The 14,473-nt window shown below is 64.7% G+C and carries 11 protein-coding genes and 1 tRNA gene; 5 read left to right on the top strand and 7 right to left on the bottom strand.

What is annotated here, in order from left to right; all coding sequences use genetic code 11:
• Positions 1-149 precede the first annotated feature (149 nt).
• From NP825_RS16430 to NP825_RS16420, 3 genes are read right to left on the bottom strand one after another with little or no spacing between them, the layout of a single operon-like run.
• Positions 150-395 (bottom strand): GlsB/YeaQ/YmgE family stress response membrane protein, encoded by a 246-nt coding sequence (locus tag NP825_RS16430; protein WP_257545471.1) that lies wholly within the window; start codon positions 393-395, stop codon positions 150-152.
• Complete coding sequence (locus NP825_RS16425; RefSeq protein WP_257545469.1) at positions 392-1,597, bottom strand: M20 family metallopeptidase; 1,206 nt, start codon at positions 1,595-1,597, stop codon at positions 392-394. Before NP825_RS16425 ends, NP825_RS16430 begins: the two co-directional genes overlap by 4 nt.
• Complete coding sequence (locus NP825_RS16420; protein WP_257545467.1) at positions 1,594-2,772, bottom strand: acyl-CoA dehydrogenase family protein; 1,179 nt, start codon at positions 2,770-2,772, stop codon at positions 1,594-1,596. The genes NP825_RS16425 and NP825_RS16420 overlap by 4 nt, the downstream gene beginning before the upstream one ends.
• A 214-nt stretch (positions 2,773-2,986) precedes the next feature.
• Between NP825_RS16420 and NP825_RS16415 the strand changes: the two genes are divergently transcribed.
• Complete coding sequence (locus NP825_RS16415; protein ID WP_257545465.1) at positions 2,987-4,258, top strand: dipeptidase; 1,272 nt, start codon at positions 2,987-2,989, stop codon at positions 4,256-4,258.
• A 164-nt stretch (positions 4,259-4,422) separates the two neighbouring features.
• Here the strand turns inward: NP825_RS16415 and NP825_RS16410 are convergent, their stop codons facing one another.
• Positions 4,423-4,842, bottom strand: a complete 420-nt coding sequence (locus NP825_RS16410) for a DoxX family protein (protein ID WP_306997336.1) — start codon at positions 4,840-4,842, stop codon at positions 4,423-4,425.
• Positions 4,839-6,131 carry an FAD-dependent oxidoreductase gene (locus NP825_RS16405; RefSeq protein ID WP_257545463.1) on the bottom strand — a complete coding sequence of 431 codons (1,293 nt, stop codon included), beginning with the start codon at positions 6,129-6,131 and terminating at the stop codon, positions 4,839-4,841. The genes NP825_RS16410 and NP825_RS16405 overlap by 4 nt, the downstream gene beginning before the upstream one ends.
• A 239-nt stretch (positions 6,132-6,370) precedes the next feature.
• Between NP825_RS16405 and NP825_RS16400 the strand changes: the two genes are divergently transcribed.
• From NP825_RS16400 to NP825_RS16385, 4 genes are all read left to right on the top strand, one after another.
• Positions 6,371-6,444: transfer RNA gene (locus NP825_RS16400), tRNA-Gln, on the top strand.
• A gap of 568 nt (positions 6,445-7,012) precedes the next feature.
• Positions 7,013-7,153, top strand: coding sequence for a hypothetical protein (locus NP825_RS16395; RefSeq protein ID WP_257545461.1), 141 nt, complete (start codon positions 7,013-7,015; stop codon positions 7,151-7,153).
• A 55-nt stretch (positions 7,154-7,208) separates the two neighbouring features.
• Entirely contained in the window at positions 7,209-7,910 is a 702-nt protein-coding gene (locus tag NP825_RS16390) for a lasso peptide biosynthesis B2 protein (RefSeq protein WP_257545459.1), read from the top strand.
• Positions 7,907-9,652, top strand: a complete 1,746-nt coding sequence (locus NP825_RS16385; protein WP_257545457.1) for an asparagine synthetase B family protein — start codon at positions 7,907-7,909, stop codon at positions 9,650-9,652. Before NP825_RS16390 ends, NP825_RS16385 begins: the two co-directional genes overlap by 4 nt.
• 3 nt (positions 9,653-9,655) lie before the next feature.
• Here the strand turns inward: NP825_RS16385 and NP825_RS16380 are convergent, their stop codons facing one another.
• Positions 9,656-11,863 carry a prolyl oligopeptidase family serine peptidase gene (locus NP825_RS16380; RefSeq protein ID WP_257545455.1) on the bottom strand — a complete coding sequence of 736 codons (2,208 nt, stop codon included), beginning with the start codon at positions 11,861-11,863 and terminating at the stop codon, positions 9,656-9,658.
• A 2-nt stretch (positions 11,864-11,865) separates the two neighbouring features.
• Positions 11,866-14,397 carry a TonB-dependent receptor gene (locus NP825_RS16375; protein WP_257545453.1) on the bottom strand — a complete coding sequence of 844 codons (2,532 nt, stop codon included), beginning with the start codon at positions 14,395-14,397 and terminating at the stop codon, positions 11,866-11,868.
• Positions 14,398-14,473: the final 76 nt, after the last annotated feature.

Genomic DNA, 14,473 nt, shown 5'->3' with positions numbered 1-14,473 from the left:
TCCGATCCCCTAATACGCCGCGCCGGAACGCGGCGACCGGGCCCCACGCCAGGATCGGGGCGGACCGGCCGCGCGCGCCGGTCCGCCGTCGACGGGGATGGAGGAACGCGGCACCCGCCGCATTGATTCAGGTCAAGAAGGCCGTGCGGTCAGCCGCCGATGCCGAGCAGGCGTCCGACGAAGATCAGCACGATCGCACCGATCACCGAGGCGAGGCAGCCGGCGCGATGGAAATCCGCGCGCCCGCGTGACGTCGCAAGGCCCGCGAGCAGCGATCCGCCGATGCCGAGCAGGATCGTCGCGAGCCATCCCATCTGCACCGCACCGGGATAGAAGAAGCGCGCAAGCGCCCCGATGATCAGGCCCGAAAGAATGGCGCCGATGATATTGATCATGCGTTGAACCCCTCGCTCAAAAACCGTTCCGCCAGCGCCGCGTGCAGCGCGGCGCCCCTTGCCATGACTTTTTCGTCGAGGACCATGCGATTGCTGTGCAGGCCGCAGCATTGGCGCCAGTCGCTGCCCTGCTCGCTGGCGCCGAGCCAGAACATCGCGCCGGGGACTTTTTCGAGGACGTAGGAGAAATCTTCCGCGCCCATCACCGGATTGTCCATCGTCAGCCATGCGGCCTCGCCGAAGGTCTCCTCGACCACCGACTGGCCGAAGGCGACGGCGCGGCTGTCGCAGATGGTGACGGGGAAGCCTTCCTCGATATGCACCTCGGCGGTGCAGCCATGCGCTTCGGCGATCGCGGGGGCGAGGCGCTTCAGTTCCTGCGCCACCATCGCGCGGCGGTGCGGCGACAGGGTGCGGATCGTGCCGAGCATCTCGGCGGTTTCGGGAATGATGTTGTTCGTCGTCCCCGCCGCGATCTTCGCGATGGTGATGACGGCGGGGTCGAAGACCGAGATGCGGCGGGTGACCATCGTCTGGATCGCCGAGACGATTTCGCAGGCGACCGGGATCGGATCGATGCTGTCTTGCGGCATCGAGGCATGGCCGCCTGCGCCCTTGACGGTGATCGACAGCACGTCGGACGAAGCGAGCAGCGGCCCCGCGCGGCCCGCGAAGACGCCGTGCGGCGCATTGGGCATGATATGCAGCGCGAAGGCGGCGTCGGGGAGCGGATCGATCAGCCCGTCATCGAGCATGAAGCGCGCGCCGTGATGCCCCTCCTCACCCGGCTGGAACATGAACATCACCGTGCCGGCGAGCCGGTCGCGCGCCGCGCACAGCAGTTTCGCGGCGCCGACGAGCATCGCGACATGGGTGTCGTGCCCGCAGGCGTGCATCGCACCGCTGGTTTCGGAGGTGAAGGCGAGCCCCGTATCCTCGACCAGCGGCAGCGCGTCCATATCGCCGCGCAACAGCACCGTGCGCCCGTTGGCGGGACCACGCAGGATCGCGATCAGCCCGGTCGTCGACGGCCCCTCGCGAAATTCGAGCGGCAGCCCGGCGAGCGCGTCCTTGATCTTCGCCAGCGTCTTCGGATTCTGGAGGCCGAGTTCGGGCTCGCGATGAATCGCGCGGCGAAGATCGACGAGATCGCCCAAGAGCGTTTCGGCCTCGGCGGGCCAGCTTCGGGCAATCTCGTTCATTTCTTTCCTCCTCCGAAGAGCTGCCGGCCCGCGAGGTCGAGCATGATTTCCTCGCTGCCGCCGCCGATCGCGTTGACGCGGACCTCGCGGTAGATGCGCTCGACCTTGCTGCCGGTGATATAGGAGGCGCCGCCGAGGATTTGCGCTGCCTCGCGGGCCACCGATTCGAGCATACGGGTCGCCTGCACTTTCAGCATCGCGAAATCGGCGGGGCGGGCCTTGTTTTCCCGGACCTGCCAGGCGGCCAGATCGACCCACGCCTGCGTCGCCTCGATCTGGCGCTCCATGTCGGCGAGCTTGATGCGGATCGACTGATGGCCGACAAGCGGCTTGCCGAAGGTCTCGCGGTTCTGCGCCCATTCGGCCGCCTCGGCGAGCGCGACGCGGGCGTAGGCGCAGCAGCCCATCGCCATGCCGAGCCGTTCGCTGTTGAAATTGCGCATGATGCCGATGAAGCCGCCATTCTCCGACCCGATCAGATTTTCGGCGGGGACGCGGACGTCGCCGAAGTGAATCGCCGCGGTGTCGCTGCAGCGCCACCCCATCTTGTCGAGCCGCGTGCGCTCGACGCCGGGCGCTGCCATGTCGATCAGCAGCAGCGAGATGCCCGCGGCGCCGGGACCGCCGGTGCGCACCGCGCAGGTCAGCCAGTCGGCGCGCATCCCCGACGTGATGAACATCTTGCCGCCATTGACGATGTAGCTGTCGCCGTCCCGGACCGCGGTCGTCTTGAGATTGGCGACGTCGCTGCCGCCGCCCGCCTCGGTGATGCCGAGCGCGATGATCTTGTCGCCCGCGAGAACCGGCGGCGCGATGCGCTGCTTGAGTTCGTCCGAGCCGAGCGCGAGGATCGGGGGCAGGCCGATGCCGTGCGTCATCAGCGACGCGCCGAGACCCCCGGCGCCGACCGCGGCGAGTTCCTCGGTGAGGACGAGACTGTGGAAATTGTCGAAGCCTTCCGAATGCCCGCCATATTGCTCGGGATAGCGGAGGCCGAGGATGCCGGCCTCGGCGGCTTTCCTGTGCAGCTCGCGCGGCAGTTCGCCCTCGGCCTCCCAGCGGTCGATGTGCGGCGCGATCTCGCGCGCGACGAAGCGGCGGACGCTTTGCGCGAGCGCCTCGTGGGTTTCGTCATAATAGGGCGAACGGGCGCGCCAGTCGTCGAAAGCTGTCATGCGGGGATGCTGCGCCGGGTTGACGCTAACGTCAAGTTGGACCGCGCCGAAGGCGCCTTTAAAATATTCTCACACAAAGACACAAAGAGGGCGGCGCGCGTCTGCACCGCACTCTTTGTGTCTTTGTGTGAGTATCATAAGCGCGACCTTGCGGTCGCGTGCAGACGACAAATTTCGGCTCGATTTCTGCGCCTTGTTCCTTAAGGTCGCACCCATGATAAAATCGATCCTGCTCGCTGGCCTCGCCGCTTTCGCTCTTGTTTCCGTTCCTGCGCTGGCGCAGCAATCGCCCGAGGCGGTCGCCGAAGCCGCGCTCAAAAAGGCGCCGGTGTTCGACGGGCACAATGACGTGCCGTGGGCGCTGCGCGAGCGTGTGCATAACATGATCAATACCTTCGATTTCCGCGACACGACCGACACCGCGAAACCCGATGCGAATCCGCCCGAGATCGCGATGCACACTGATCTTCAGCGACTGCGCAAGGGCCATGTCGGGGCGCAATTCTGGTCGGTCTATGTGCCCGCCAACCCCGACGAGCCGCAGGCGATTCAGCAGACGCTCGAGCAGATCGACGTGACCAAGCGGCTGGTGGCACGCTATCCGAACGACATGATGCTCGCGACGAACAGCGCCGAGCTGGAAAAGGCGATGAAGGCGGGGAAGATCGCCGGAATGATCGGCATGGAGGGCGGGCATTCGATCGGCGGATCGCTGGCGGTGCTCCGGCAGATGTACGACCTCGGTGCGCGCTATATGACGCTGACCCATTCGCGGAACATCGCCTGGGCCGATAGCGCGACCGACGCGCCCGCGCACGACGGGCTCACCGATTTCGGGGTGCAGGTGGTGCGCGAGATGAACCGTATCGGGATGATCGTCGATTTGAGCCACACGAGCGAGGCGACGATGAAGGACGCGATCGCCGCGTCGAAGGCGCCGGTGATGTTCAGCCATTCGGGCGTGCGCGCGATCAACCCGCACCCGCGCAACGTCCCCGACAGCGTGCTGCCGCTGGTCAAGGCGAACGGCGGGATCATCATGGTCGTGCTGCTGCCGGGCTTTCTCGACGCCGATGTCCGCGCGCAGGGGCTCGCGCGCACCGCCGAGCAGGCGCGGCTGAACGCAATGTATCCGGGCGATCCCGCCGCGGCGGCGGCCGGGCTCAATGCCTGGGACGCAGGCCATCCGGCGCTCACCACCAACGTCGCGAAGGTCGCCGATCATATCGACCATATCAGGAAGACGATCGGCGTCGATCATATCGGGCTCGGCGGCGATTATGACGGGATGGAATCGGCGCCGGTGGGGATGGAGGACGTGTCGGGCTATCCCGCGCTGTTCACCGAACTCGCGCGGCGCGGATACAGCCAGACCGACCTCGAAAAGATCGCCAGCGGCAACATGCTGCGCGTGCTGAAGGCGGTCGAGGCCTATGCCGCGAGCCAGAAGGGGCAGCCGCCGATCGAGACGCCGGTGGCGGAATAGGACGCCGCGACGATCGTATCGCGAACAGGATTATTTCAGACTGAATCGTCATCCCGGCGAAGGCCGGGATCTCACCCTATCGTAATGACGCACCGGCGAGATCCCGGCCTTCGCCGGGATGACGCGATAAGTAAGGCGGCGTTTCCGCGTAACCTGATCGCGATCTAATCCCGTTCTTTCATTCCGAACGGCCAATCCATCGCGCCGCTCGCCCATAGCGCCCACCAGATGATCAGCGGCTGCGCGGCGAGGCGCGGGGCGTGATATCCCCAGCCGAGTGTGGTGCCGCCGATCGCGACATGCGCGAAGGCGTGGTGGAAATTCGCGGGCCAGACGCAGAGCGCGTAGAGCGCGAGGCCCCAGCCCGCCGCCTTGCGCGTCCGCGGGATCGTCAGCCCCAGCGCGCCCGCCAGTTCGGCGACCCCGGTCGCGGCGACGACGAGTGCAGGCTCGGGCACCCAGGGCGGGGTGATCGCCACGAAAGGCGCGGGGGTGGTCAGGTGGCGATAGCCCGCATAGGCGTAAGCAAACGTGAGCAGCCAGCGCAGCGCGGGGCGCCAAAAGTCGGCGGCGCGCCGCGTCACCGCCCGATCGCGGCGAGCATCGCCTCGACGCTGGTGAATTTCTCGCGCGGGTTGCCGTCGATCGCGGCAGCGACCTCGGCCGCCTCGATCCGGCGCCAGTCGCGGAAAGTTACCGGCGCGACGCCGCGGCTGGCGAGCAGCGCGTCGAGCCCCGCGCGCCCCGCCTTGCCGGCGCCGCGGCCGATATCCTCCAGCACCAGCTCGGCGATCCGCGCGCCGTCGGGCTTGTTGGTGCCGATCGTCCCCGACGGTCCGCGCCGCGCCCAGCCGACCGCGTAGAGGCCGGGCAGGATGCGCCCCTCGTCGCTCGCGAAGCGGCCGCGGCCATGCTCATAGGGGACCCCAGGAATGGGCGGGGTTTGATAGCCGATACAGCTCACGACCAGCCCAGCCTCGATCGCATAGGTCTCGCCGGTGCCGTGGCTGCGGAGATCGGCGTCGAGTTCGGTCCGTTCGACGATGACGCGCTGGGCGCGGCCGTTCCCTTCGATTGCGACCGGCATGGCGAAGAAATCGAAGTCGATCGTCACCGGCTTGGCGACCGGATTGGCGGCGAAGCTGCGCAGATGCGTCACCGACTTGCGCATGCCGGGTTCGAGCATCGCGTCGTCGCCCTCGGGCGGCAGGTCGGCGGGGTCGACGCGCGGGCTTGCGCGTTCGAGATGGCCGAGCTCGCCAAGCTCCTTGGGGGTCATCGCGATCTGGTGCGGGCCGCGGCGGCCGAGGATGTGAATCTCGCGCACCGCGCTTGCCGACAGCGCGTCGCGCGCATGGGCGACGATGTCGCTGCCCGCGAATTCGGCCGGGGTCTTGGCAAGAATGCGCGCGACGTCGAGTGCGACATTGCCGTTGCCGATCACCACCACGCCCGGCGCGTCGAGCGGTGGGTCGAGCGCCGCGAAATCGGGATGGCCGTTGTACCAGCCGACGAAAGCGGCGCTGCCGATCACCCCCGGCCGGTCGGCGCCGGGGATGTCGAGCGGCCGGTCGTGCGGCGCGCCGGTCGCGAGCACGACCGCGTCGTAAAGATCGGTGAGTTCGTCGATGCCGACGTCGCCGCCGACCGAGACATGGCCGACGAAGCGGACATTGTCGGTGAGGGCGACGCCTTCGTAGCGGCGCGACACCGCCTTGATCGACTGATGGTCGGGGGCGACCCCGGTGCGGATCAGCCCATAGGGGACGGGCAGCCGGTCGATGACGTCGATCGCGATATCCTCGGCCTTTTGCAAGGCTTCGGCGGTATAATAGCCCGCCGGACCCGACCCGACGATCGCGACATGACGCATTAGTCCACCTCCATGATCGGGCGCCTGCGCCGGGACGCGGCCCCTTTTTCTTGGGGATGATGCTAGCGGCGAAATGCGCCAGAGCAAGCGGGCTGTTGCGTGGGGCGCAGCAGCCGCAATGAGACGAACGGTCGCACGAGTCGTGGGCAATCGTCACAATTGTGACGAAAGAATCGTCACAGCGTCACAATCAGACCCCCTTGACCGGCGCTAATCCGCCGTTTATTGGCGCCCGCTCCTGCCCCGTCGTCTAATGGTAAGACTACGGATTCTGATTCCGTCTATTGAGGTTCGAATCCTCACGGGGCATCCAGACTTCCTCACTAACGCATTGATTTAGCGTGATAATTCTGGAGACGGCAGAGTCTCCTCCCTCATTTCCTCCCTCAGCTGGTCTCGCCAAGGATGGCGAAAAATAGCGGGTCGTGGGTGAGCATCTGGCGCATCTCAACAGAAAATCCGATGAGACTTGGCTGCCACCGGCGGACGCGGTTTCAGAAGCGTGAGGCGTTAGAGCGGCCGCCCGAGCTAGCGCGATCGCCCCGGTAGGGAGGCGCAACCCCGCTGGCGCGGCTCTGGGACCGCATGCTCCAATTAGATCCATTTTCGGTTCCAGTTTTGGTTGCTGATTACGATCAATCTGTTGGAGATAGGCTCGCGCCCGTACAGTAACTTGGGCGAGTGACCGGGCTCCGCCACGGATGTCCAGGCAATAGCTAAAGGTGGCGGTACGTGCTCCAGACGCGCGTTTCCTTTGCTCGGTCACTTTTTCAAAGAGGTCCGGCCGATAATAATTGGATTATAAAATGGATGGCATTTTCATGGACGCATAGCTTCGGAATGCGACTCATCTCGGTCGCATCTTGAAGAGAGGAAGTGCCATGAAAAACGTCGAACATGAAGCTGGCCTCGTCGATCTCGGCGACGCACGCATCGAAACCCGGGGCGTCGACCCCGAGGGTCCGCTCGATTTCCAGACCGGACTGCGGAAGATCGGCGGCGGCATCCAGGCAGCCGACTGATCCGTCTGGCGTGCGGTTCCTTGTGGGCCGCACGCTACCGGATCGGCCCATTCCCATGAGTGCCATCATCACCGATTTGGCGGCGAAGGACGCCCTTTCTCGCATCGACCGGTCCGAAGCGCGTGCATCGCTTCGCACCGGCCTGCGCATCCGCCCTCAATTGCGGGTACGCCTGATCGGTTCCCGCTATGTGTTCCTCGACCTGACCAGGAGCCGCTATTTCCTGCTCGAAGGGGTGGGCGCCGAGCGCTTTGCTTCCTTTTGCGATGAGACCGCAAATGACGACGACATTGTCTGGCTGCGAGAGCGACTTATCATAGAGATTGGGGCACCGCTCGCGCCCCCGACCCTCCCATTTCCTCCTGCTCGCAGCGTTTTCGATACGCCGCCGCCGCGCGCGCGTCCGTGGCTTGTTGCGGAAGCGCTCGCCGAGCAAAATATCGCGCGCCGCCGCGTGCGCCATGAAACACTCGCCGAGTTGCTGAAACCCGCGGAGGCTTGCACATTCGATCCCGACGCCTGCCGCACGATTGCCGCCGCCTGCCGCGCCGCCGCGCGCTACCGATCGGCTGTCGACCAGTGCCTCCCCAATGCGCTCGCAATGCGCAAAATGCTCGGGCGCCGCGGCATCGGCGCAGACCTGGTCATTGGCGTAATGCTGCCGTTTGCGGCGCATTGCTGGCTGCAGTCTGGCGACTTGGTGCTGAGCGACCCGTTCGGGAGCGTACAGAACTTCCACCCGTTGGTCGCCACATGAGCTTCTGGGTCCGGATCGAGATTGGGTCTCAAGGCCGGGCTCCGATCGACGAACGCGAAGGCTCCGCAGGTTTTGCGAGCGGCTCCGCGCGCGTCTGGAGCGGGGTGCCGTTGATCTCGCTTGGCGGCCGCGGCTGCGTAGCAGGCTATCTTTTCCGTCGGGACCACCCATGCGGCCGCATTTTCGTTTTGGACGAAGATGCGATCGATAAAGCAATCGCGACGCACGGCGCGTCTTTACTCACCGACTATTGGGGTGGTTATGTCGCGCTAGTCGAAAGCGACAACGGCGATGTCCATGTGATGCGGGATCCCTCGGGCTTGCTTCCCTGTTATGTCCGTCATGGTCAGGACATCACTCGCCTCGCCAGCGACATGACCGAGCTTGCGAAGCCAGGAACGGCCACCGTCAATTTCAACGTTCTTGCGAAGTGGTTTGCGAGTATCGATGCCCTCGGCCGCCAGACCGGTATCGCCGGGATTGAAGAGCTTCTTCCCGGCGAGCGCCTGACAGTGACCGAAACAGGAACGCGCACCAGCCTCGCTTGGTCGCCGTGGGACCATTTTCCAAGCCGTTACAGGCGCAGCTTCGCCGACGACGTCGACGCTTTGCGCGCGGCCGTCAAAATGTCGGTGGGCGCATGGACTACTTGCTTTGACTCGATACTGCTCGGCGTCTCGGGCGGGGTCGACAGCAGCATCGTTGCAGCCGCTGCAATGCCGAGAACGCCGGGGCTTCGGCTTCTCACATTTGTCGAGGCCGGCACCGAAGGAGACGAGCGGCGCTATGCCGAAGCTCTCGCTGTCAAGTTGGGCGCGTCTCTCGCCGCCCGTGATTTCGATCTCGCGACGGTCGATATAACCAAACCAACGTTGCCACACTTTCCAGTCCCACTCGCACTGCCGATCTTTCAGGCGATCGAGACCACACACCGGGACGAGGAGCGTTGCAAACCGATTGGCGCCTTTTTTACTGGCAACGGCGGCGACAATGTCTTTTGCAACATGCACAGCGCCGCGCCACTTGCCGACCGGCTGATCGCGAATGGCCCGACGCCAGGTGCGTGGCTTACGGCGCGGGACCTCACCGATCTCACTGGTTCGTCCATCGCCGAGGTCGCCCGCTGTGGCTGGCAGCGGCTCCGCGATCGCCGAGAACCGCACCTGATCCGCTTTGACTTGATGGGCCTTACGCCGCGAGCCGCCACCGCTGCGATCGCCGAAGATGATCGCCATCCCTGGCTTGCGGCACCTCCTGGCGCGCTGCCAGGTCAAAAAGCCTATGTCGCAATGCAGGCCCGCGGACAGAAGAGCGTCGAGCTTTACCCGCGGCGGGGGCGCGCCCCACAGATCGCACCGCTTCTCTCGCAACCAATCGCCGAACTGTGCCTATCGATCCCGACCTGGCATTCCGTGCAGGGCGGCCGCGATCGCGCGGTGGCGCGATCGGCCTTTGCGGTCGACCTCCCGCCGCTGATTGCAGACCGCCGGACGAAGGGAAGTCCGCAAGGGTTTCTGCGCCGTATCTTCGATGCACAACTGCCGGCCATCCTGGACCTTCTACGCGGCGGGCGCCTTGTCGATGCCGGAATTATCGACCCCCTTTTTATTGACCGCGCTGGCGAGGGAGTATGGCGTGACGATGGGCGCGATCTTCGCATCCTGACCTTCTGCGCCGCCGAAACCTGGGTACGCTGGTGGGAAGGTGGCGGTGCATCGAACGACAGCACCGCCGCCGAATAGTCGCTAGCGGCAGCGATCCGGTAGCGCCGCCTTCATTTCATCCCACTCGGCATAGCGCTCCGCGAACGGAGACGCCCGATCGCGTTTGCCGAGCAACCAATAATCGAACCACGCGATATTTTCCTCCATCGCCGCCATGCGGTTCGAAGGGATGTGAAAGACGTGCGTTTCGTCCGATGCGGCGCCCTCGCCCGGGAACAGACTGATCTGGGCCGGAACGCCGGCCTTGCGAAGCGCTTTGTAGAAATCGATCGCGCCGGTGTGCGGCGCCGCGACCTGCTGGAGGATGGCACCACATGCCACGCTTGCGCGGAGTGATGGGGAGAGCGCGAGATAGTTTGGCAAAACCTTGGGATCGAATGGCGGCCCTCCGAAAACGGCACGATAGGAATCCGGCATGTCCGGTTCGTAGACCGGCTCGAGATAGGCACCGTCGCCGCTGGATGCCGCGCGAAAAACATTTGACTGGGTCATGGCCACGTTCACCAGCTGCGAACCGCGGCTATATCCCGCAATCCCAACACGCTCGCGATCGATAATGCCTTCATCGGCCAGTTCAGAGACGGCATCCTCGAAGCTTGCAGCGCCCGTGAGCCAGAGCAGTTCCCGCATCCGCTCTGGCGGGAGCGTGGTGCGTTGAAGGCCCCACGCCTGGTCGGCCGCGCGAAGGTCGGCATTCAGCTGGCTGCTCGCCTCGTTGATGAGCAACACGACATAACCGCGCTCGGCGAGCGTCTGGACGGGATATTCCCATTGGTTGTCCTGCAGGGCAAAACGCTGGTCGGCATCATTGCCATGATTGACCACGATCGCAGGATAGCGCTGACCTTTCTCATAATCGCGCGGCCAGACGACATAGCCAGTAACCTTGTGGCCGTAGCGATTGGTCCAGCTGCGCGGCGTGACGTGCAAGGGAGCAACCTTCTCATGCTCAGGCGATATCGAGGCAACAGTCCGTACCCGCCCTGACGCGATATCGACGGTGACAAGCGACGGCGGCAGCGACTGCCCTTCGGCAAGGCAGGCCGCGACTGCGAGCGTCGGGGCGAAGTCGCATTTGGTGAGACTGCCGTTACCCCATATGGGCCGCACGCCCCGCCGGTCGATCACCCCGATTCCGAACCGCGGATCGTCAAGCGAGCGAATATTGACGACCGTCTGGCTTCCGTCGGATGCCCGCAGGCCACCGAAGGTGGCGCCGTGGCCGATCGAGAATGGGAACCGGCCATAGCTGTGCCGCCGACCGTCGTCGCCGACCTCGACGATCTCACGCGTGTCGCCAAGGCCATCGGATGCCAATTGTCCGCCGCGCGGCCCCCGCATCTGCCAATAGACATAATCGCGCGTCGATGCGACCTCGCGTGCGCGCCCTTCGGCAAAGGACCAGGCCATCGTCACGCGTCGTTCGCCGCCGCCCGGGTCAACCTCCTTAACAGGATAGCGAAGATCTTTCTCCGTCCAGATAACGTCGCCCTTAGACGCTATCGTCGTCCGGTCGCTGCGCGGACGGCGCGCGATCAATGTGACCTTCCCGTCGGGAGCACGGAGATAAATCGACGCGGTCGCCTGACCCAGTTGGCGCCGCAATCCGCGTTGGTCGCTCACCTTCTCATCGATTAGGATCTGGCGCTCATCGCTTACGGAGTCGAGCGTGACGAAGAACAGCCTGCGCCCGTCAGGCGACCAGCTGTAGGCGCGCACCCCGATCGTGAGCGGAGCATGCGCATAACCTGGCAATATCCGGTCTTCGACATCGCCAAAACGCGCGGTAGCGGGATGGGTGACGATCGGCGCAATATGGCCACCGGGTTCGATCCGGTAAAGCTGCACGCCATCGCCTCGATCGATCAACGCGCTCCAGGCGGCGCTCCCCGGAATGCGGCGTAACTGGTCGATCCAGGGCGCGCGAAGCAACTCGCGGCTTGAGCCGCTTTCCAGATCGACCAACGTCAGGCGCGAGAGGGTCGTGTCGCTGACGGCATCGGCCACGCGCGTCACATATGCGGCACTTTTGCCATCTACAGCGATCGCCACCGACCAGAGCCGGGGCACGGTGAGCTGGTCGGCAAGCGTCCAGCGACGCGCTGCCTCCCTATTTATTCCTGCGTCCGCATCCGGATTTCCATCGACCTTGCCGACCATCGCATTGGCAGGCGATGAAAGCAGAAATGCGATTGCTGAGGCGCAGCCGAGCATGAGACTTCCAGCCATGCTCACCACTCCTGCCGCACGGTAATGCCGAGGAAGCGACCAGCGGGTGAATAGTTCGTTGTGTCGTAAGGCGTGTCGGCGGCCGAAGTCGTCACGATCGGCGCTGGCTTCGCATTGAAGAGGTTCAAAGCGGCGAGCGATACTCGCGTCCCACGCCCGACTTCGACCTCTCCGTTAAGATCGACGGTGGTAAGGCCGCGCACCGTCGCCGCAGGCGACCGGCGCACGTCGGTGATCGCTGCCGAATGGCTGACGAAGGCCGCGAGCGACACACGGTCGGTCGACCAGCTCGCACCGCCGCGTGCGCGGAAGCGCGCCGGGTGGAAGAGCGTTCCAGCAAGCCGAGTCACAAGCGCGTCGGGACGGAGCTGCTGGCGACTGCGCAGCAGGGTGCCCGCCGCGGTGAGCGTCAGGTCGCCGCCACCGAAGGCGATTTGGTAGCGCAACGACAGGTCGGCACCGCGATAGCGCTGCCGAGCGATGTTGCGATCGCGCAGATCGAGAAAGGCGACAACATTCGCCGGATCATAGGCCGCTCCGCTCGCATTCTGGAATGGAGGCAAGGCGTCGTTGATGATCTCGCCCTGAAACGCCGCGGTCGGCGCACGAACAATTGAGTCCGCGAAGATCGGATTGTCGAGGGCGCCAAGCGACGATGCGAACGGCGTTGCCACGCGGTCGCGATAGTCGATGTCGAACCAGGCCGCGGTAATTTCCAGACCGTCCGCAGGTGTGAGTTGCGCGCTCAGTGTCCAGTTTTCCGAGCGCTCGGGGCCGATCCGGCTGTCGGAACCAGCGGCATAAAGCACCGTCGCGCCGGCGGGAAGACCGGCCCCGTACCGTGCCGCGGGCGCGAGAACCGCCGAATAGCCGCTATATTGCTGCAATAGTGTCGGCATTTTGAAAGAGCGGCCCCACGAGACCCCGAGCCGAAGCATGCCGGCGGGCTCCCACACCAGTCCGAGCTTGGGCGTGAGGATACCCTTAGAGTCCGAATAATCCTCGAAGCGCAGCGCGCCAGTGAGCGACAGTCGATGCAGCCCCGCCAAGTCCTGCGCCGGGGCCGTGATCGGCAGATGAATTTCCCCATAAGCAAAGATCGCATCGCGCCGCTTCACAAGATCGCCAACCGCGCCGCCTGTCTTTAGCTGATTACGGCGCGCTCCGGCTCCGATCGCAAGCCGAATATCGCCTGCCGGAAGCGCGAACAGCGGGCCCTGGAATCCTCCCTCGACCGCGAGATTGCGGTTGAAGAAGCTCCGATCGAAACTCGCGATTTCGGCGCCGCCCGCGAATAGCTTGGTCACCCCGGCAGTTCGATCCGTGCCGAAGAAGCCGCTGGTCTTGAAAGTCCAGTCGCCCCCTATTTCCACTTTGAGCGTCGGCGCAACGCCGAAAATCTCCGAGCGAGTTGCCGCGTCGATCCCCGATGTGCGCGGATCGGCAGTAAGGGTGAATCCCGTTACCGCGTGGTTGCGGCTACTCTTGTACAGCATGTCTGCCGACAGCGTCACACTCGTGCCAAGCGCCTGATGTCCGCTGATCAGTAAGGAATGTCGCTGCTGCGTAGGAAAGAGGGTGCTCGCAGGGTTCGCGGTGCCGGTATAGGAACGGTCGCCAGCAAAAATAGCGGTCGACCGGCTATAATCATAGGCGGCAATCACACCGCCAGACCTCCAGCGCGTGCCACCGAGCAGACCATATTGCTGCTGGACGTTCCCGCCGTCGGTCGAGGCACCGACACGCGCCATCGCGGACGCACCGTCATAATCGCTTTTCAGGATGATATTGACGACGCCTGCTACCGCGTCCGCGCCATAGATTGCTGATGCTCCGTCGGCGACGATTTCGACACGTTCAACCGCCGACACCGGGATTGCGCTGACGTCGATTACCGATGACACGCCGGTGTAGGCAAAGCGATTGCCGTTGAGCAACGTCAGCGTCGCGTTGGGACCAATCCCGCGCAGGTTGAAAGTCGAGGCGCCGTTGACGTTGGCATTTTCATTGCCCGCGCCCTGTCCATTTCCGATGCCGGGATTCTGACCGCCCCCGAAGTTCTGCGGCAGACTGCGCGCGACTTCGCCGAGATCATTCTGGCCGGCTGTGCGAATATCTTCGGAGGTTATCCGAATGACCGGCGCGGCGGGAGCAACGCCGGCGATCCGGGAACCCGTCACGATGATAGGCTCGTCGTTCGAAGCAGCCAGGGGCGCCACTGCACTCTGCGAAATGATAACCGAGCCGGCTTCGAATCTTGCTGTGAGCCCGCTGTCCTTCAGCAGCGCCTCGATCGCCTCGCGCGTCGTCAGCACGCCTTTAAGGAGCGGCGCTGTCTTTCCTTCAAGATCGCGCGACGAAGCATATAGTTCGACGTTGGCGGTCTTGGCGACGCTGCGCAGCGCGTCACCGAGATCCTGCGCAGGTTGGTCGTAAGACTGGCGCTGTTGCTGCTTGGCCAGTGCCACCGCCGGCGAAAGACAGGCGGCGCTGCCGACCAGCAGCGCTACCAACGAACGGGACTTTTTCAACATACTCACTCCCCCATATTCTCGGCCCTGCTTCAGGCAGGCGGCCAGTGGGGGTGCGTTGACGGGGCGAAGGGGAGCC

The sequence above is a fragment of the Sphingopyxis sp. DBS4 genome (assembly GCF_024628865.1).
Classification (GTDB): domain Bacteria; phylum Pseudomonadota; class Alphaproteobacteria; order Sphingomonadales; family Sphingomonadaceae; genus Sphingopyxis.
The sequence above is the reverse complement of the archived record's forward strand: the minus strand, read 5'-3'. Positions and strand labels throughout refer to the sequence as shown.